Raw genomic sequence first — 17,686 nt, forward strand, 5'->3', positions numbered from 1 at the left:
GCACGTTGGAGTAGCACCAGCACGTTTTTGAATGCTGTTCAGGCCTCTGCATTCTTCCTGCGCGGATGGCGCGCCAATACCAGATGGCAGCTAAACATGAGCAGCATCACGATCCCACTGATGATAAAAGGTGTTGTGTGTCCGGCATGGTCCCATAGCACCCCTGAAACGAGTGGGCCGATAACCATGCCAGAGCCTTGAAGTGTTAAAAAAAAGCCCCATACTGTTGCACGCTCGCTTTCCGGAATCAGTTGGGCAAGAAACGTGTTCCATGCAGGCAAAATGAGCGCGTACCCCAAGCCAATGATGGCGACGGATGCAAACACAAGCGGAATGCTCTGTACTGTTGAAAAGAAAAATAGCGTGGTTCCGGCAAGCAAAAAACCGATGTGCAAAAAATACTTGGTTCCAAGGCGATCCACCAGCTTGCCACAAGGGATCAATGCCAGCACAGTCACGCCACCACCAGCAATCAGAAGCATGCTATACAGGTTCGGCGAAATTCCGAGATCCGTCCGCGCATACAGCGTTAGCACAGGGCTGATCAAACCAATGACAAAGGACTGCAAAAACAGCGCAGGGTAAATTAATGGATTCACATTAAGCTTGGTTTTGAGCGTGTGGATCGTCTCCTGGATACCTCTCAGCACTTGCTGCTTCTGGTTAGAGTCCTCACCCGAAGATATTAGAGCGCTCTGTTCAGATTCAGCTTTGCCAGCAGACCTGTTCGTTCCGGGCAGCATAAGAGCAACCAGCAGCAATACAATGCTGCACCCTATCAAAATCATGAATACCGTACTGTAAGAGTGTCCGTAGTGGGATATGGCGAAGTTCATAAGGAGTGGACCCAAGCCCGTTCCACCCATGGACGCAATTTCTAGTGTCCCCATCGCCGCACCGTTATTGTTATTAGGTCCGGACATTTCAGTCGTCCCAGTCATCACACAAGGCCAGAGCGGAGATGTCCCCAGTCCTAGCAGCAGACATGCGATGACAAGCCACACAGGCGCTGTCAGGGCGCTTAGCATAATGATCGCTACAAGCGTAAACAACAACGCGGTTGACATTGTTCCACGGTAACCGAGCCGTTCAGCCATCCAGCCGGCCGGCGCCCGGAATGCATTGTCTCCAAAATACTGCAGCGAAAAAGCCAAACCGATGATCCCGGCCGACAGCCCCAACGTTTCTCCCATATATACCGGCAGAATGGATACCAGAAGAGATCCCTTCATAAATTCGACCAGAAATACGAGTATCCACAATTTAGCAAAAAAGGGAGTCCACAGCCGTTGCGAAGCTTTTTTTCTTCTTATTTGCTTCATCTATCTCCACATCCTCTACCTACGTTTATTGTATATACATTCCAGGTTCTCCGCCTACTCCGCTCTTTGGCAAATAAATGCGTCCCCAATCGCTTGCATTCCTACTTCAAACTGCTATACTCAATTTTGTTCTATTATCAATTGCACAGGATTATTTGAAATCCTGCATGAAAGGTTGTGACAACACTAATGAATCAAAGCACCACCCCGCTTTTTACTGCTTTGAAAAAGCATGCTCAGAGCAACCCGGTTCAATTTCACATCCCAGGTCATAAAAAGGGAGTGGGGGCAGATCGGGAATTTCGCGAATTTATGGGGGATAATGCTTTTTCCATAGATATGATCAACATCGCTCCACTGGACGATCTGCATCAGCCATCAGGCGTCATTGAAGAAGCTCAAAAGCTTGCAGCAGAAGCCTTCGGAGCTGATTATACTTATTACAGTGTACAGGGCACAAGCGGAGCCATTATCACCATGATTATGTCCATTTGCATGCCGGGTGATAAAATTATTGTACCCCGAAATATACACAAATCTATAATGTCTGCCATTATCTTTGCTGGTGCAAAGCCGGTATTCATTTCTCCAGTCAGTGATGAGAATCTCGGTATTCACCACGGGGTTACAACCAAGTCCGTACGCCGGGCATTGGAACGCCACCCTGACGCCAAGGGCGTCCTTGTCATCAACCCGACATATTACGGTGTGTGCGCCGATTTGAAGGAAATTGTAGATCTCGCTCACAGCTATAATGTGCCGGTCCTGGTCGATGAGGCTCACGGAGTACTGATTCATTTTCACACTGATTTGCCGATGTCCGCCATGGAGGCGGGGGCAGATATGTCAGCTACAAGCGTTCACAAGCTGGGTGGTTCCTTGACTCAAAGCTCGATACTGAATGTAAATACAAAAAACGGATTTGTTAATCCGCAGCGTGTACAAACTATTTTTAGTATGCTAACAACGACGTCGACTTCGTATATCCTGCTGGCTTCGTTGGACACATCCCGACGCAATCTGGCCCTTAACGGTCATGAAATTGCCCAACGTGCTCTGGAACTAGCTGAATATTGCCGCTCAGAGGTTAACAAAATTGAGGGACTATATTGCTTCGGCAGCGAAATTCTTGGCACAGAAGCTACCTATGATTATGATCCGACCAAAATTACGGTTCATATCCGCCATTTAGGCCTTACCGGGTATGATGTGGAAAATTGGCTGAGAGATCACTACAATATCGAGGTTGAGCTTAGCGATATGTACAATATTCTTTGTTTGGTGACCCCTGGTGATACCAAAGAGGAAATTGACATTTTACTAAAAGCTTTGCGAGAGCTGGCTTCACTACACTATTCCACAGGTCAGCAGCATGAACTGGTTGTCAAGATACCGGATATACCGCAGCTTTCCCTCATCCCGAGAGACGCTTTTTATGGAGATACGGAAATTGTGCCTTTTAAGGAATCTGCTGGTCGCATCATTGCAGAATTCATTTACGTATATCCACCAGGCATCCCGATCCTATTACCAGGAGAAGTTATTTCGCAGGACAATATTGATTATATTGTAGATCATGTGGAAGTAGGCCTGCCGGTTAAAGGACCTGAGGATCGAACGGTACATCAGGTGAAGGTTATCGTTGAAACTGACGCTATTTCTTAATTATGATCTGTTAGCACCTGCCTTGCAAAAAAATGTTGGCAGTCAATAAAAAAAAGCCCCCATTTGGGGGCTTTTCTAGTGTTTTGAAGAGCAAGTACAGCTGCTGTATCCAATCCTATTCGTATTGGGCAACAAGCTCGCTGTATGCAGCTTCTACACGCTTCCACTCATCTTCGTCCTCAATATTGTAAAGCACCATTTCTTCGTTTTCTTCTTCCATACGAAGAATGATGCCATCCGCTTCAGGATTGCCTCGCTCAAGCAAAAGAGCATAAACGTGATCTTCTACGTCAAAGGTCTCTACCAGCACCATTTCTACATCTTTGCCGTTTTCATCAGTTAGCGTAAGAACCATTTCTTCATGTTCGTGGTCATGATCGTGGTTGCAGGCTTCACCGTGTTCATGTTTGTGATCACTCATGGAAATACCTACCTTCAAATTGTTTTATTTTCCCTCGTATCGTAACATGATCAAGAGTGCAGGTCAATTTGTGGTATGCCTAATTTATCGCTGTAATGACTTTTTCGGACACCAGTGTGTAACTGCCATCTTTACTTTCTTTAATGTAGAAACCGACACGATAATTCCCTGCTGTTTTGAAATCATACGTAAAGTCGTTAGTACGGAACCAGAAGTTATCCTTTTGCGCTCCTTTGATATCTTGGGACTGAATATCCTTTACGTTGCCCGAAGGATCGGTAATTGCTACTTTTACTCCAGAAATATCTGTTTTCAGGGTATCAATTTGACTGAACACATTAAACTTCACTTTGTTACCTTTATTCACGTTACCAAACACAGTATCCCCCTTGAACAGAAACATATGCACGTTGGGCTGGTCGAAAACAACCTTTCCACCAGAAGGATCAAAATTTACAAGTCCGTTAAAATCACGGATAGGCACATAAGTTTTCCCATCAATGACAACTGCGCCATCTTTTGACACTTCTCCGTTAATAATCAACTGCACTTGGTCCTTGGCGGACTCCGCCGAAATGACGGTCCCTCCCATTATTGAAAAGGCCATCATTAGGGCCATCACTTTTCTCCATTTCATACTACATATCCCTCCATCGTTATCTGTTAAAAACCATCTGTCGTACATTTATACCTAGCTCAGCCGCACAAGTTGCGCTGTGCTTCACAAATTGTCCAAAGTTTTTACATAAGGAGCCATATCTTTAGTTCCCGTAGCCTAGATGTTAAAATACGATTTGTAGGATGTCTTATAACACATCGTCTGGAGGGTGAAACCATAATGGGTCTAACGATACAAATGCTTGGTACAGGCAGCGCCTTTGCCAAGCATTATTACAACAACAACGCACTGCTGGATAGCGGTGAGGGCAAGCTGCTGATCGATTGCGGTACAACCGCATCTCTAGCATTACACCAGATGGGTGTCCCTTTGCCTGATATTGATGCTATTTTAATCACACATATTCACGCAGATCATGTCGGAGGCTTAGAAGAATTCGGTTTTCAAATGAATATCCTTCATCGTCGCAAACCTCGGCTCTATATCGCCGAACCATTAATTCACCCTTTATGGGAGCATACGCTCAAGGGCGGCATGTCCCAGCAAGGTATGATTGACAAGCTTGAGGATGTATTCGAGGTAAATGTCATTACGCTTGGCGTACCCACCACATTAGTACCTGGTATCCAAGTAGAGCTAATTCCTACACGGCATATTCCTGGTAAACCTAGTTACTCCTTGTTCATTAACGAACGTCTTTTTTATAGTGCAGACATGGTTTTTGATCCCGATCTACTTCATCATTTGGTGCATGAACGGGGATGCCGCAGCATTTTACATGAGGTTCAATTACTAGGTGCTGGAGAAGTCCATACCACGTTAGATGAGCTGCTAAGCTTGCCAAAATCTCTTCAAGAGCAAGTTCATCTGATGCATTATAGTGATGATATGGAACAATTCAGGGATAAGGCAGGAATGATGTCCTTTCTGGAGCAGCAGCGAGTATATTCACTAAAGGAATTGGAACGTGCAGAGTAACTGATAAAGAGAACTTGAACAATTAAAAAGCCGCCTGACTTTCCTACAAAGGATAGCCTGGCGGCTTGCTGAATTTCTTTGAATAGGCTGGGCACGTTAATATTGAGCGTCAAAGTCAGAACATCGGCAGTTGATCCAGGTTATTAGAAGGATCTCCATCGGCATCCCCTCGGATTCGTTTGCTTCCATCCTTGGCCTTGAATACGTTGACGCCTGCAATTGAGCCTGCCTCAATCTCGTTCAACGCTTGGCTATAATCCAAAATTCGTCCAGTAGATGTCTGGAACGACGTAAGATCGCCATCCCCATTTTTACGCACTGCTGTAATGTGTTCTCGTTCTGTATTCGCCATGCTGCATCGCTCCTTATCCATAGTATAGTGGAGGAACTTTTACTAGCATGCGCATTGTACAGCTTTGTATGCACCCTGTGCTTGACTACAACTTTTTACGCATACGCACGTGCGGTATTCCTGCATCGTCAAAAGGTTCATCGGAGATCGTTTCATAGCCAAGCTTTTCGTAAAACTTCTCAGCTTGACATTGGGCATCTAACAACGAGTATCTCAGCCCAAGTTCACGTGCACGTTCCTCCAGTGCCAGCAGTAGCACACGTCCATAACCTGCTGCACGATGCTCCTTGAGAACGGCAATACGTTGCATTTTAGCTGTATCTTCATCATAATATGTTAACCGGCCCGTAGCCACCATTTCGCCATGTTCACAAATTAGCAAATGATGGACGGTATCTCCCAGCTTGTCATAATGATCAATCTCAAGATCTAGAGGAACCTTCTGCTCTTCGACAAACACTTTGGTACGGATCAATATTGCCTGCTGTAGTTGCTCTTCTGTTGTTACAGTTATAATTTCTGCGGCCATCGTCTGTTCCTCCTATCAGTAACTTCAAATTGTAAACTCGCTAAATTTGAATTATATATATAAATAGTCATGAAGTACAGGCTGATTTCTATTTTTTCACTTTACATATATGGCTAATACATGATATTATCTAGTAACTACAGGACGGTAGCTCAGCGGGAGAGCATTATCTTGACAGGGTAAGGGTCATGGGTTCGATCCCCATCCGTCCTATTCGTCAAAAGCCTTGATGTTCAAGGCTTTTTTTGTTTTTCTAGAGATAAAGCGAATTGTGCTGAAAAGAGAAACTGGTCTGTTTAAGATTTAAGCGACAAAAAAGCCAACCGGAAATAAGGTTGACTTTCTTATATACTCTACCGCTACACTTAAGCATCAATTTCTTTTTTTCACTAAGATTGAATTCTAAAGAATTGTTCGGCAATACGTATCTCTTCTATTATATAGAAGGACAACTAAGCCCAGCCTCCTAGCACAAAAAACCTGATGCCCCTAGATTACGATAAAAACAGTTCCACTCTCACTGTCAATCTCCGTCGGGTAAGTGGTCACACATCCAGTATCCTGCTCTCGCACTTGGCCGGTAGGCAGGTCGACTTTCCAGTCATGAAGCGGACAATGGACCACCGACCCACATATCATTCCTTCGGACAGCCGTCCCCCTTTGTGCGGACAACGGTTCTCAAGCGCACGCACGCTACCGTCACTGAGGCGGAATACGGCTATCTCTGTGTTATGAATGCGAACGGTCCTTGCTCCACGTCGGTCAATTTCGTTCAGATCTGCTATCCTGATTCTATTGGTTGTCGTATTGGTTTCCATTTGGTCCTCCCCCTATTCCGTTACTATCTTAAGCTCCGGCAGCTGTACAAAATTTTTGCGCAGCTCTTCGTTATGAATGATTTCGTGCCACGGATCAGTCGTTGTGCCTAACGTCTCCTCGATTCTGGTTACCAGTTGCTGCCTCGTCTCCGCATCTGCTAGTACCTGTTTGATCGAATCCACGCCTACCCGTTCCACCCAATGAGCTGTACGCTCGTTCCAATTCGCCTGCTCACGATAATATTGCAGATAGGCACCCGTCCATTCCATCACTTCATCTTCCGTTTTAACGGTACAAAGCAGTTCTGCTGCGCGCACCTTAATACCGCCGTTACCTCCAATGTAGATCCCCCAGCCACCGTCAATAGCGACAACACCCAAATCCTTGATCGTCGCTTCTGCGCAGTTGCGTGGACAGCCTGACACAGCCAGTTTGACTTTGGATGGCGCATTCAGACGTTCAAATGCCTTTTCTAACCTTATCCCCATGCCCATAGCATCCTGAGTACCGAAGCGGCAAAAAGTGTTACCCACACACGTCTTGACCGTTCGTAATGTCTTTCCATATGCATATCCCGACGGCATATCTAGCTCAGACCAGATTCCCGGTAAATCTTCCTTTTTTACCCCAAGCAGATCAAGGCGTTGGCCACCCGTAAATTTAACCAGAGGCACGTTGTATTTTTCCGCGACAACAGCAATCTTCTTCAGGTCGGCAGGTGACGTAACTCCTCCATAAATGCGGGGCACCACAGAGTAGGTGCTATCTTTCTGGACATTGGCATGGTACCTTTCATTTGTGAATCTGGATTCCTTTTCATCCTCATAATCTAGGGGCCACAGCATACCCAGATAATAATTGAGGGCCGGACGGCATTTGGTGCATCCTTCAGGTTCGTTCCAGTCCAGCACGTTCATCACTTCTTTGACGCTCTTCAACCCCATGTCCCGGATACCATCAATAATCGCTTCCCGATCAAGTGTCGTACAACCACATATCCCCTCTTTCATCGCTTCTCCGGTTTCTACACCTGCGTACAGCTGTAAGATCCCCTCCACTACTGGCTTGCAGCCGCCGCATGATGCTGATGCCTTCGTGCAGGCCTTAATTTCCCCGAGACTCCCACACCCAGCCGCAATCGCTTCTCTGATGTCACGCTTGGAAACACCGTTACATCCGCATACAATTTCGTCTTCAGGCATCTGCTCTAGCGTCATGACGCTATTACCTTCTGCTTGATCAGGGCTGAAGCCCAGTAGCAACTCTTTCTCTCGACCAACCACCGACTCGCCACTTTTGATTAGAGAAAACAACACGGCACCGTCAGACGTATCTCCAAACAGGACGGCTCCGATCAGTTTTTCTTGCTTGACGACGATTTTTTTGTAGACGCCACCAATATCATCCTGATAACGCAGGGATCGTGTTTCTGGCTCATCCTTGTAATTTCCTGCTGAAAACACATCGACACCCGATACCTTCAATCTTGTCGAGGTGATGGAACCACTGTAACCGGGAGTCTCTATTCCTGCGAGCCGCTGGGCCAGTACACCCCCCTGCTCATATAATGGGGCAACCAGACCATATGTGATTCCCCGGTGTTCTGCACATTCTCCAACGGCATATATGCCAGGGATATTCGTTTCCATGTGATCATTTACGATGATGCCGCGGTTTACGGGGATTCCCGCCGACAGCGCCAGTTTAATATCTGGTTTGATGCCTACCGCCATGACGATTAAATCCGCCTCCAGTTCGCTGCCATCAGCAAACTTCAATCCTTCTACGCGGCGACGCCCTGTAATAGCTGTCGTCCGCTTATTGACCAGAAAAGTCATTCCCTGTTCCTCCAGCTCGCGTCGTAGCATAAGGGAAGCGGCCTCATCCAGCTGCCGATCCATAATATAGTCGTTAATATGAATCACGGTAACATCCATCCCCAAATTGAGCAGTCCGCGGGCTGCCTCTAGTCCAAGCAATCCACCGCCGATGACGGCTGCTTTTTTGTGCATCTTCGCCGTCTCCATCATCGTCTCACAGTCCCGAATATCTCGGAAACCGATCACTCCATCCTTATCGGCTCCTGGTAACGGCAAGATGAAGGCTTTAGAGCCTGTTGCCAACAACAATAAATCATAAGGGACACATCTACCGGAGCGTGATGTCACCTGCTGTTTTTTCGTATCGATCGCTGTGACAGGATCATCGGTATATAATCGGATATTATTGTCTTCATACCAACTCCAATCGTTGATGATAATATCCTGCAAGCCAGTTCCTCCGGCCAGAACAGAGGACAGCATGATCCGATTATAATTTGGATGGGGCTCGGCCCCGAATACTGTAATCTCATAAGCACCTGGTGCAATCTTCAGCAAATGTTCGAGAGTGCGTATCCCCGCCATTCCGTTACCGACCAGTACTAATTTTTGAATGTAGCTCATTAGGTCACTCCCTCTCCCATGTTTATCCTGAAAACATAAAAAAGCCTGCTTTACATACAGGATGCAAAACATCCCTCACATGTAAAAACAGGCTCCATTGCCGTTTCATCGAATACACCGTTGTATCCATCAGAGTATGAAATTTAAAAGTGCTGTAGCCAATATATAACGATTCAAATCGTATGTCAATATTCCTCACGCATAATCTCACAAAAAATATATTTTATCACTAAGTAACATATTCATGACGTATAAAATATCACTCTTCTACAAAATTAGGATTGATTTTCAGTTCAAAACACGCCAAAATGGTTTAAAAGTCCGTTTCTACTTCATTATGATGGAAAAGTAAAATCATCTCACAAAGTCATATGTCACATTTCTTATCAAGATCTTCAATCCTCATGCTTAACTTACCCTTCATGTTAAAGAGAGGAGGAGCCCGCTTGCGTTCCTTGTTGGTAATTCACTCACATGCTGGCCCTGCATCCGAGCAGGCAGACACCATTCCCTCATGGCAAACAGAACCTGAGCACCTTTTAGCGTCCAACGGATACCTGCCTTTGCCCTGCCGCAATGAATCTGAAATCAAACAGCTTATCCATAATGCAGATGCGGCAGTACTGAACATACCCGTCGGCACAATCAGTATGTGGAGCAGCAGGTTAGAGCAAACCAGAGCAATTCCGTTGCTATGGTGGTGCAGCGCGATATCCGCGCAGTCATCGACGGAGGCTTGCGAAGCAGATGCGACTGTCGACGGCATTCTACTCCCTACGATGGTAGCCCATGAGCTGAATTGGGCTCTTCATTTTAGCGCCAAACGCTTTTTTGAACGCCAGCACTGGCAAAGTGAACGAAAACAACTGACCGCTCGGCTGGAAGAACGCAAATGGATTGATATGGCGAAGGGGATCCTTGGCGAAGTAAACGGCATTCCAGAAGCGGTGGCTTATGATCTGCTGCGTAAAAAAGCGATGAATGAGCGCAAACGAATCGTTGATGTGGCCATCGCCATCGTGAAAGCACACCAAATGCTAAAAGCATAAATCTGAAAGGAGACCTGCACGTGAATATGATTGAACTATTAAAAGAAGTTGGGCGCGGCAAAAGAGGCGCCCGTGATCTGAACTACGCCGAGGCCGAGGCAGCTGCTGAACTGATTATGACCGGGTCAGCAACCCCTGCTCAAATGGGAGCCTTTTTTACCGCGGAACGCATCAAAATTGAGAGTGTTGACGAGCTGGAAGCATTCGTTAATGTCTGTCGTAAATACTCCCACCGCTTTCCCATGCAGGGAGGCATTGATTTTGCGGGTCCGTACGATGGTAGGAAGTCATCTTTTATGGCCACCTTCGCAACCGCCTTTCTACTTGCCTCGAACGGAATACCTGTAACGATGCATGGCAGTACACCTCTCCCTCCCAAATGGGGGGTTACACTCCCACTTTTGTTACAAGAGATGGGGGTAACATCTGCGGATATGACCCACGAAACCGCCATTCATGCCGCGAAGCAGACAGGTGTGCTTTTCGTCGTTTCTGAACAATGGTGCACGCCCCTGCGAGAGCTGCGACCTATTCGCGAAGAGTTGGGGCTTCGCACAGTACTGAACACAACCGAGAAACTAATGGATTACGGTTCTTCCCCGTATATTGTATTTGGCGTTTTCCACAACACCGTGTTCGACAAGACGGCGAAAGTTATGCAGAAGCTGAATTATCGCAGGGCACTGATCGTCCAGGGAAGCGAAGGATCAGAGGACCTGTTCATTGATCGACCAACCCGGACTTACCTGTTTGCTAACGGTGAGGTGTCACTCCAGGTTATAGATCCCGAAATGTACGGGTTGGATTCGGTAGTGCCAGAACACAACTGGACTCCTGCTGAACAGCTGCGTATATCAGAAGAAGTGCTGCAAGGCACAGCCCCTATAGCCTTCTCGAATCAAGTGTTGCTCAACGGTGCGGTCCGACTGTTCGTCGCAGGGCGAGTCGACTCCATTGAGGAAGGTTTGTACACTTGCAAACCGCTGCTAGAAAACGGGCGCGCCTGGGAATTGTACTACCGCTGGCGTGAAGCTATGTTGAGTAAAGAAATAAAAACGGGAGTCGGCACATCCGAAACCCGTTCACGTTTATAAAGTCAGCATTATACGGTCGTGCTCTAGAATTGGGACCACTCCTCGTTATGTCCCCTGTTTGCAGATACAGCTAGACGAAGGGGCCGGATGCGCACAGCAGCCGTTTTGAACCCGGGCATCCGGCAGAACGGATCAAGGTCGGGGCGGGTCGCCTGATTTACATTTTGTGTCCCGCCCCAATGCATAGGTACGAAAATCGTATCTTCGCGAATATGCGGCCTGATCCGGCTTCGGACAGTAAAGCTGCCGCGCTGGGATGTTATCTCCACCCACTCCCCATCCCTGATATACCAGCGCCGCGCTGTACGCGTATGAATTTCTACATAATTCTCAATCTCACGCGCGGCCAGCGAAGGGCTTCTGCGTGTTTGCGCACCGGTCAAATAGTGAGTCAGCACACGGCCATTCGTTAAAGTAAGCGGGTATTCCTCGGATATTTCCTCTCCTGCTCCCCAGCTTTCAACCACTGTAAAAACAGCCCTTCGGTCGGAAAGAGCAAAGCTTTCCCGAAACATCATATCCATACCAGCTTTATCCGTAGACGGGCATGGCCAATATACCCCTTCCTCACGACGCAACCTGTCATAAGTGATCCCGTAATAATCAGCAAGACCCCCCCGGCTAGCGAGACGCAGTTCTTCAAAGATATCCTCTGTATCCTTATAGGCAAAGTAGCCACCCTTGTTCAGTCTTGCAGCTATCTGGCATAAAATGCTCCAGTCATCTCTAGCCTCGCCCGGCGCTAGACGAACCGCTTCCCTTAGTAAAACGCGGCCTTCCAGATTAGTCATCGTCCCCGTATTCTCCAAATAAGACGTCACAGGCAAAACAACGTCGGCCAGCCGCCCCGTTTCAGTGAGAAACATATCGGCCACAACCAATAAATCCAGCTTTTTCAGCGCATCCTCCACCAGTCGGACATTCGGGTTAGATACAACCGGATTCGAGCCCATCACGAACAGAGCCTGAATTCCTCCCTGATGAACAAGCTCCATCATCTCATAGGCGGACACTCCTTTACTTGGCAAACTACTTGGGTCTACTCCCCATACGGATGCCACATAGGCGCGGTCTTCTTCGTTCTCAATCGATCTGTAACCAGGAAGCTGGTCAGCCTTTTGACCGTGTTCTCGCCCACCTTGCCCGTTTCCCTGACCCGTGATGGCCCCGTAACCGCATCCTTCCCTTCCAATCTTTCCGGTGGCCAGCACGAGATTAAGAAATGCACGCACCGCCATATGTCCATCGATCTGCTGTTCGACCCCCCTGGCCGTAAAAACGATACCCGTCTCCACACTGCCAAAGGCACGTGCTGCCTGCCGGATCATGTCTGCCTCAATTCCGCACAGCGCAGCCGCTTCGTTCAAATCCAGTTCATTCAAATGAATCAATAGTTGGTCATACCCCTTGGTCCGCTTGCGGATAAATTCTTCATTTACCAATCCCTCATCCACGATGACCTTTAGCATGGCATTCGCCAGCACAGCATCCGTACCCGGTCTGATTTGCAGGTGCAGATCGGCGATTGCTGCTGTAGGTGTAGCGCGCGGGTCAATTATGATAATAAATGCACCATTTTCCTTCGCTTGGTGAAAATAAGGCATTAACGTCGGCTGACATTCAGCGATATTCGTGCCTGCAAGCACAATACAACGAGCTAACGGAATATCGGCCAGCCTGCAGGTCAATCCGCGATCCACACCAAACACTTTGCTGCCAGCGGATGCTGCTGCCGACATGCAAAAGCGCCCATTATAGTCAATATAGCGCGTACCTATAGCCACTCTGGCAAATTTCCCGAGTAAATAAGCCGTTTCGTTCGATAGCGAGCCTCCGCCGTAAATGCCAATTCCGTCAGGACCCTGCTTAGACAGCAGTGAAGAGAAACTACTAGCTACAGCATCCAGCGCTTCTTCCCACGGGACCGGAACAAGCCTGCCCTCTTTGCGCATCAAGGGCTGTGTCAGCCTTTCTGGATGAGTTGCATGCTGATGGGCATTCATACCCTTGATGCACAACCTGCCTTGCGAGGCTGCATTAGGTTTTCCTTCCGCTTTATACACCGTTCGAACGATACCTGCGAGTGCCTCCGTTTCCGTACTGACGGTCATCTTACATTGCACGCTGCAAAATGGACACTGTGTCTCCACTAGAGGGGCGACGTATTGACCGGCTTTCAGCTTGTTATCTCTTGACTGACACATAAAATTCGCCCTCCTCTCCATACGCCGCAATGTTATCTTCTTCGCCTACGAATCTATCGCTACAATTCCCACTCCATCCGCGAACCTCTCGACATATCAGAATCCGTTAACCCGTCAACATATCGGACCGCAGGCTACCCGTCAGTTCATGGCGCAAAGCAACATCGAGTACACTTTCCCGCAGCGCTAGAATGCCAGTCCGTTCAATCCATTCCCACATTTTCTCCCCGTATCGCGCACTATGCCTGTAAATTTGCAAACAGGTTACAACCATCAGCACCACTTCTTCCGGATTCTCCTCTAGTCCAAGCAGCAACCCCTGACGAACCGGATGCTCCGCATGTCCACCGGCATACACCTCCCAACCTGCTGGCGATCTGGAGATACCCATGTCATGGACAAGCACACCGCCGGGATACTCCGAACCTGGACTAACAGCAATCTCAATCGGTGACGGTAATGAAAGACTTCCCCATACTGCCGCCAGCCGCTCTCTTAGCCAGATCACCCCACCAAAAGCCTGATCCATTGGGGCAGGACCAACACCCCCCTGACGTTCAGCATTCAAATTTGTAAAACTCAGGCTCACAGGACCTGCTTCCCCTTCGTATGGTACAGTGGGCCGATTCACAATGCCTCCACTCAGCTGTTCTGTCGCTAATCTCTCCTGTAATCCTAGAGATTCCAGATAATAAAGGACAGCCGGACGACATAATTCACACCCCTGCTGTCTGGTCCAACCGAGACGGGAGATCACTTCCTCTGGAGTTCGACAGACTTTATCCACCATCGCGATCTTGAGCGAATCATGATCGTAATGCGTACAACCACACACAGGAACAACTTCTTGGATAGTCGTAGTAACCACAGGTTCAGAAGCCGTCACTCGGGACAAACCATTTTTGACCAGTGCAGCCACTAGCGGTCGGCAGCCTCCGCAGGAACTGGATGCTTTGGTTCGGATCTTCACCTCTTCTACCGTTTTCAGCTTATCCGTGGCGATTGCCCGCAAAATATCTCCCTTGCTCACGCCGTTGCACGCGCATACCGTCTCTCTTTCGGGTAGTGCTTCTGCTGCATCCTCCGCTTTGTTTTTGATATTATCCTGGGATATAATCTCTGTAACTGGCGCGCCGCGCTGTACCATGCCGAGCAGTGAGGTACTTTCCGCCGTATCACCGAACAAAATAGCTCCAGTGATAGCGCCGGCGCGCATCATCACTTTTTTGTAAATTTCCTGCATTCCGTTATACTCCATGATCGCGATCTCGTTTCCCTCTTCACGAATGTCTCCGGCAGAAAATACATGAATCCCCGCCACCTTGAGCTGTGCATACGGGACCGTCCCTTCATAGGGAGCCGTTTTATGATCACAAATCACTTTTGCCAGCACTTTGGCCTGCTCATATAGCGGCGCCACCAGCCCATATGAAATCCCGCGGTGCTCAGCACATTCGCCAGCTGCGTAAATACAAGGAATACTCGTGCGCATATAATCATCCACGACAATGGCACGGTTTACCTTCAGACCACTGTCCTGAGCTAATTCGATATGGGGCCGGATACCAACCGCCAGCACGACCAAATCCGTTTCCAATCTGTTCCCATCTGCAAACATTAATCCTTGTGCTCGGTTACGGCCGATAATACGGACCGTATCCTTCGCCAAATGAAACCGCATGCCCTGTTGCTCCAACCGCCGTTGTAAAAGTACAGCCGCAGTACGGTCAAGCTGACGATTCATTAAATACTGCGCATTATGAACAACGTCCGTTTCCATTCCTAAATTCAGCAAGCTTTGAGCAGCCTCAAGCCCCAATAGCCCTCCTCCGATGACGGTGGCCTTGCGGTACGTTTTGGCATATCTCGCCATGGTTTCACAGTCATCCACATCACGAAAAGCGATGACTCCCTCCTTTTGGACTCCAGAGATGGGAGGTATGAAAGGCAATGAGCCAGTTGCTAGTATGAGAATGTCATAAGGCTCTTGAATGCCGGATTCTGTTTCCACCGTACCGCTTTTCACATCAATACGACACACGCGTTCACCAGCTTGCAACTTTACTCCATTTTCTTCATACCAGTCCCAGTTATGGGTGACGATATGATTGAAAGAACTCTCCTCCTGAAGCATTTTGGACAGGAGCACACGGTTGTACCCGGGTCGCGGTTCTGCGCCAAATATGGTGATTTGGAATCGTTCCGGCTCCAGACCAAGAATTTCCTCCACACATTTGATGCCTGCCATACCATTACCGATGACGACCAATCTTTTTATCATCATAAATCCAGCCCCATTCTCCGAATTGAAACAAAACAAGACAGAAAAAGCCCTTCTCCATGATCTATGGAAAAGGGCACCGTTGCCGTAAATGTCGACACCTCGTTGTGCCGATATGCACTTTAGATTACTGGATTGTGAGTGTTATGTCAACATTTAATACATAAAACCTATACTTCCAATCTTTTTTTAATTTATTTCGAATTTAATGTTATGTATATTGACACAAATAAAATACCTTTTTATAATTTGAATTAAAATCACCACCATGTGAACATACCCAAACGATGCACAATGAGGTGTATCCAACACGGCAATGAAGCCGCAAAACGTTCCCAGATATCAATGGCGGGACGATTTGCGGCTTTTTATGTTCAACTGGGCTGAAATCTGAGGCCTGGGCATTACAAACAACAATAGAAGAGGAGAGATTGAGAATGAAGAAAAAAAGTTTCTGGCACAGCGGACACAAACCCACCCTATTTGGCTCCTTTCTGTATTTTGATATTAGCTTTATGATATGGGGAATGATCGGACCGTTGGTCGTTGTCATTGCTCATGACTATCCAATGGACCCTGTACAAAAAGCCAATCTTGTCGCTCTACCGATACTTAGCGGTTCCCTGCTGCGACTCGTGCTTGGATTCATGTCGGATTATATGGGGCCGAAGCTCACGGGGCAGATTGGTATGCTTGTCACGATCATCCCACTCCTGCTCGGCTGGCTGTGGGTTGATTCGCTGGAGCAGTTGTATGTTGTCGCCCTGCTTTTAGGTGTGGCTGGAGCTTCATTTGCAGCTGCACTACCATTGGCTGGCCAATGGTACCCCAAAGAGCATCAAGGGCTGGCCATGGGAATTGCTGGTGCTGGCAACAGTGGAACCGTCCTCGCAACTTTGTTCGCCAACCGCATTGCCCAGCATTTTGGTAGTTGGGAGATCGTTTTTGGCTTGGCCATCATTCCAATTTTCATCGTCTTTGTTCTGTTCAGTATTTTTACCCGCAACAGCCCTCATCGCCCGGCACCAAAAAGTCTGTCGCAATATGCCTCAGTGCTCAAACAGAGGGATGCCTGGGTGTTTTGCTCCTTTTATTGCGTGACGTTCGGCGGATTCGTCGGCCTGTCTAATTATTTGACCATTTTCTTTAATACTCAATACGGTCTCTCCGCAGTACATGCCGCTGATTTTACGACCGTTTGTGTCATTGCCGGCAGCTTTTTTCGCCCCGTAGGCGGCTTTTTGTCCGACCGGATCGGTGGTTCACGCATGTTAATGTACTTGTATGCCGGTGCCGGGATTATGCTCGCCAGCATTGCTTTTTTACCACCACTTGCCATGGTTGTAGTTCTGCTGTTCGTAGGAATGATGTGCCTTGGTGCGGGCAACGGCTCCGTATTCCAGCTTGTGCCGCAACGATTCGGCAACGAAATCGGACTCATGACCGGTATCGTCGGTGCTGCTGGCGGCATAGGCGGGTACTTTCTTCCCCTGATTCTGGGCCATCTATACAAATTAACGGGCTCTTACATGCCGGGCTTCATCTGCCTGAGCCTGATCACATTCTGTGCTCTTGTCCTCGTCATCACCATGCAATTGAAATGGCGTAACAGTTGGATGCGACGCTCTACTCCAGTTGCTAATGAAAGTGTTTGATTCTTAATTATCCCTACAATAAAATATAGCTTAACTTCGTTTATAGAAAATGAAGTTAAGCTATCGCTCATACATACTTTTCAAATTATAAGAGCTATAAAAAAAGTCACATTTGATGAATATTTACCGAAAATATTATGAAAATTTAATGAATTTTTCAGTTGAAAATCATTGAAAACCGCTTTCATTTTCATATTTTTTCTTATGTAAACACTTATATAACCATTTTTCACACAACATACTTGTTCACTTG

At 47.5% G+C, this 17,686-nt stretch carries 14 protein-coding genes and 1 tRNA gene; 6 read left to right on the plus strand and 9 right to left on the minus strand.

The features are described from left to right. Positions 1 to 38: 38 nt before the first annotated feature. A complete protein-coding gene (locus tag ACQQ6X_RS05885) occupies positions 39 to 1,322 on the minus strand; it encodes an MFS transporter (RefSeq protein WP_305164575.1) in 1,284 nt (427 codons plus the stop codon). A 189-nt stretch (positions 1,323 to 1,511) separates the two neighbouring features. Between ACQQ6X_RS05885 and ACQQ6X_RS05890 the strand changes: the two genes are divergently transcribed. Next, a complete protein-coding gene (locus tag ACQQ6X_RS05890) occupies positions 1,512 to 2,987 on the plus strand; it encodes an aminotransferase class I/II-fold pyridoxal phosphate-dependent enzyme (RefSeq protein WP_063213665.1) in 1,476 nt (491 codons plus the stop codon). A 115-nt stretch (positions 2,988 to 3,102) separates the two neighbouring features. On the opposite strand, the gene ACQQ6X_RS05895 is transcribed toward ACQQ6X_RS05890, so the two are convergent. Beyond that, on the minus strand, positions 3,103 to 3,408 hold the full coding sequence (locus ACQQ6X_RS05895) for a DUF1292 domain-containing protein (protein WP_007431055.1): 306 nt from the start codon (positions 3,406 to 3,408) through the stop codon (positions 3,103 to 3,105). Between the two features lie 79 nt (positions 3,409 to 3,487). Next, positions 3,488 to 4,045 carry a copper amine oxidase gene (locus ACQQ6X_RS05900; protein WP_149033591.1) on the minus strand — a complete coding sequence of 186 codons (558 nt, stop codon included), beginning with the start codon at positions 4,043 to 4,045 and terminating at the stop codon, positions 3,488 to 3,490. Positions 4,046 to 4,246: 201 nt separating this feature from the next. Here ACQQ6X_RS05900 and ACQQ6X_RS05905 point away from each other — a divergent pair, with 201 nt between their 5' ends. Further along, positions 4,247 to 5,005 (plus strand): MBL fold metallo-hydrolase, encoded by a 759-nt coding sequence (locus ACQQ6X_RS05905; protein WP_305164576.1) that lies wholly within the window; start codon positions 4,247 to 4,249, stop codon positions 5,003 to 5,005. Positions 5,006 to 5,120: 115 nt separating this feature from the next. Here ACQQ6X_RS05905 and ACQQ6X_RS05910 read toward each other — a convergent pair whose 3' ends face one another. Further along, positions 5,121 to 5,357, minus strand: coding sequence for a DUF3892 domain-containing protein (locus tag ACQQ6X_RS05910; RefSeq protein ID WP_063213667.1), 237 nt, complete (start codon positions 5,355 to 5,357; stop codon positions 5,121 to 5,123). 85 nt (positions 5,358 to 5,442) lie between these two features. Beyond that, positions 5,443 to 5,886, minus strand: coding sequence for a GNAT family N-acetyltransferase (locus ACQQ6X_RS05915; protein WP_305164577.1), 444 nt, complete (start codon positions 5,884 to 5,886; stop codon positions 5,443 to 5,445). Between the two features lie 141 nt (positions 5,887 to 6,027). Here ACQQ6X_RS05915 and ACQQ6X_RS05920 point away from each other — a divergent pair. Next, positions 6,028 to 6,099, plus strand: a tRNA-Val gene (locus ACQQ6X_RS05920). Between the two features lie 276 nt (positions 6,100 to 6,375). Here ACQQ6X_RS05920 and nirD read toward each other — a convergent pair. Both nirD and nirB (ACQQ6X_RS05930) read right to left on the minus strand, forming a co-directional pair. Beyond that, a complete protein-coding gene (gene nirD, locus ACQQ6X_RS05925; RefSeq protein ID WP_305164578.1) occupies positions 6,376 to 6,705 on the minus strand; it encodes a nitrite reductase small subunit NirD in 330 nt (109 codons plus the stop codon). Between the two features lie 12 nt (positions 6,706 to 6,717). After that, positions 6,718 to 9,150, minus strand: a complete 2,433-nt coding sequence (nirB, locus tag ACQQ6X_RS05930; RefSeq protein ID WP_305164579.1) for a nitrite reductase large subunit NirB — start codon at positions 9,148 to 9,150, stop codon at positions 6,718 to 6,720. Between the two features lie 446 nt (positions 9,151 to 9,596). Between nirB (ACQQ6X_RS05930) and ACQQ6X_RS05935 the strand changes: the two genes are divergently transcribed. Both ACQQ6X_RS05935 and ACQQ6X_RS05940 read left to right on the plus strand, forming a co-directional pair. Continuing rightward, positions 9,597 to 10,199: an ANTAR domain-containing response regulator gene (locus tag ACQQ6X_RS05935; RefSeq protein ID WP_305164580.1), complete on the plus strand. Its 603-nt coding sequence runs from the start codon at positions 9,597 to 9,599 to the stop codon at positions 10,197 to 10,199. A 20-nt stretch (positions 10,200 to 10,219) separates the two neighbouring features. Further along, positions 10,220 to 11,293 (plus strand): anthranilate phosphoribosyltransferase, encoded by a 1,074-nt coding sequence (locus ACQQ6X_RS05940; protein ID WP_305164581.1) that lies wholly within the window; start codon positions 10,220 to 10,222, stop codon positions 11,291 to 11,293. 23 nt (positions 11,294 to 11,316) lie between these two features. Here ACQQ6X_RS05940 and nasC read toward each other — a convergent pair whose 3' ends face one another. Then, a complete protein-coding gene (nasC, locus tag ACQQ6X_RS05945) occupies positions 11,317 to 13,497 on the minus strand; it encodes an assimilatory nitrate reductase catalytic subunit NasC (protein WP_305164582.1) in 2,181 nt (726 codons plus the stop codon). 106 nt (positions 13,498 to 13,603) lie between these two features. Next, complete coding sequence (gene nirB, locus ACQQ6X_RS05950; RefSeq protein ID WP_305165061.1) at positions 13,604 to 15,778, minus strand: nitrite reductase large subunit NirB; 2,175 nt, start codon at positions 15,776 to 15,778, stop codon at positions 13,604 to 13,606. Between the two features lie 437 nt (positions 15,779 to 16,215). Between nirB (ACQQ6X_RS05950) and ACQQ6X_RS05955 the strand changes: the two genes are divergently transcribed. Next, a complete protein-coding gene (locus ACQQ6X_RS05955; RefSeq protein ID WP_305164583.1) occupies positions 16,216 to 17,433 on the plus strand; it encodes a nitrate/nitrite transporter in 1,218 nt (405 codons plus the stop codon). Positions 17,434 to 17,686: the final 253 nt, after the last annotated feature.

This window comes from Paenibacillus ottowii, from assembly GCF_050516475.1.
GTDB classification, from domain to species: domain Bacteria; phylum Bacillota; class Bacilli; order Paenibacillales; family Paenibacillaceae; genus Paenibacillus; species Paenibacillus ottowii.

Bases quoted from the DNA above. Each gene is read 5' to 3' on its own strand.
- ACQQ6X_RS05885 (WP_305164575.1), bottom strand. From the start codon at position 1,322: ATGAAGCAAATAAGAAGAAAAAAAGCTTCGCAACGGCTGTGGACTCCC.
- ACQQ6X_RS05890 (WP_063213665.1), top strand. From the start codon at position 1,512: ATGAATCAAAGCACCACCCCGCTTTTTACTGCTTTGAAAAAGCATGCT.
- ACQQ6X_RS05895 (WP_007431055.1), bottom strand. From the start codon at position 3,408: ATGAGTGATCACAAACATGAACACGGTGAAGCCTGCAACCACGATCAT.
- ACQQ6X_RS05900 (WP_149033591.1), bottom strand. From the start codon at position 4,045: ATGAAATGGAGAAAAGTGATGGCCCTAATGATGGCCTTTTCAATAATG.
- ACQQ6X_RS05905 (WP_305164576.1), top strand. From the start codon at position 4,247: ATGGGTCTAACGATACAAATGCTTGGTACAGGCAGCGCCTTTGCCAAG.
- ACQQ6X_RS05910 (WP_063213667.1), bottom strand. From the start codon at position 5,357: ATGGCGAATACAGAACGAGAACACATTACAGCAGTGCGTAAAAATGGG.
- ACQQ6X_RS05915 (WP_305164577.1), bottom strand. From the start codon at position 5,886: ATGGCCGCAGAAATTATAACTGTAACAACAGAAGAGCAACTACAGCAG.
- nirD (WP_305164578.1), bottom strand. From the start codon at position 6,705: ATGGAAACCAATACGACAACCAATAGAATCAGGATAGCAGATCTGAAC.
- nirB (WP_305164579.1), bottom strand. From the start codon at position 9,150: ATGAGCTACATTCAAAAATTAGTACTGGTCGGTAACGGAATGGCGGGG.
- nasC (WP_305164582.1), bottom strand. From the start codon at position 13,497: ATGTGTCAGTCAAGAGATAACAAGCTGAAAGCCGGTCAATACGTCGCC.
- nirB (WP_305165061.1), bottom strand. From the start codon at position 15,778: ATGATAAAAAGATTGGTCGTCATCGGTAATGGTATGGCAGGCATCAAA.
- ACQQ6X_RS05955 (WP_305164583.1), top strand. From the start codon at position 16,216: ATGAAGAAAAAAAGTTTCTGGCACAGCGGACACAAACCCACCCTATTT.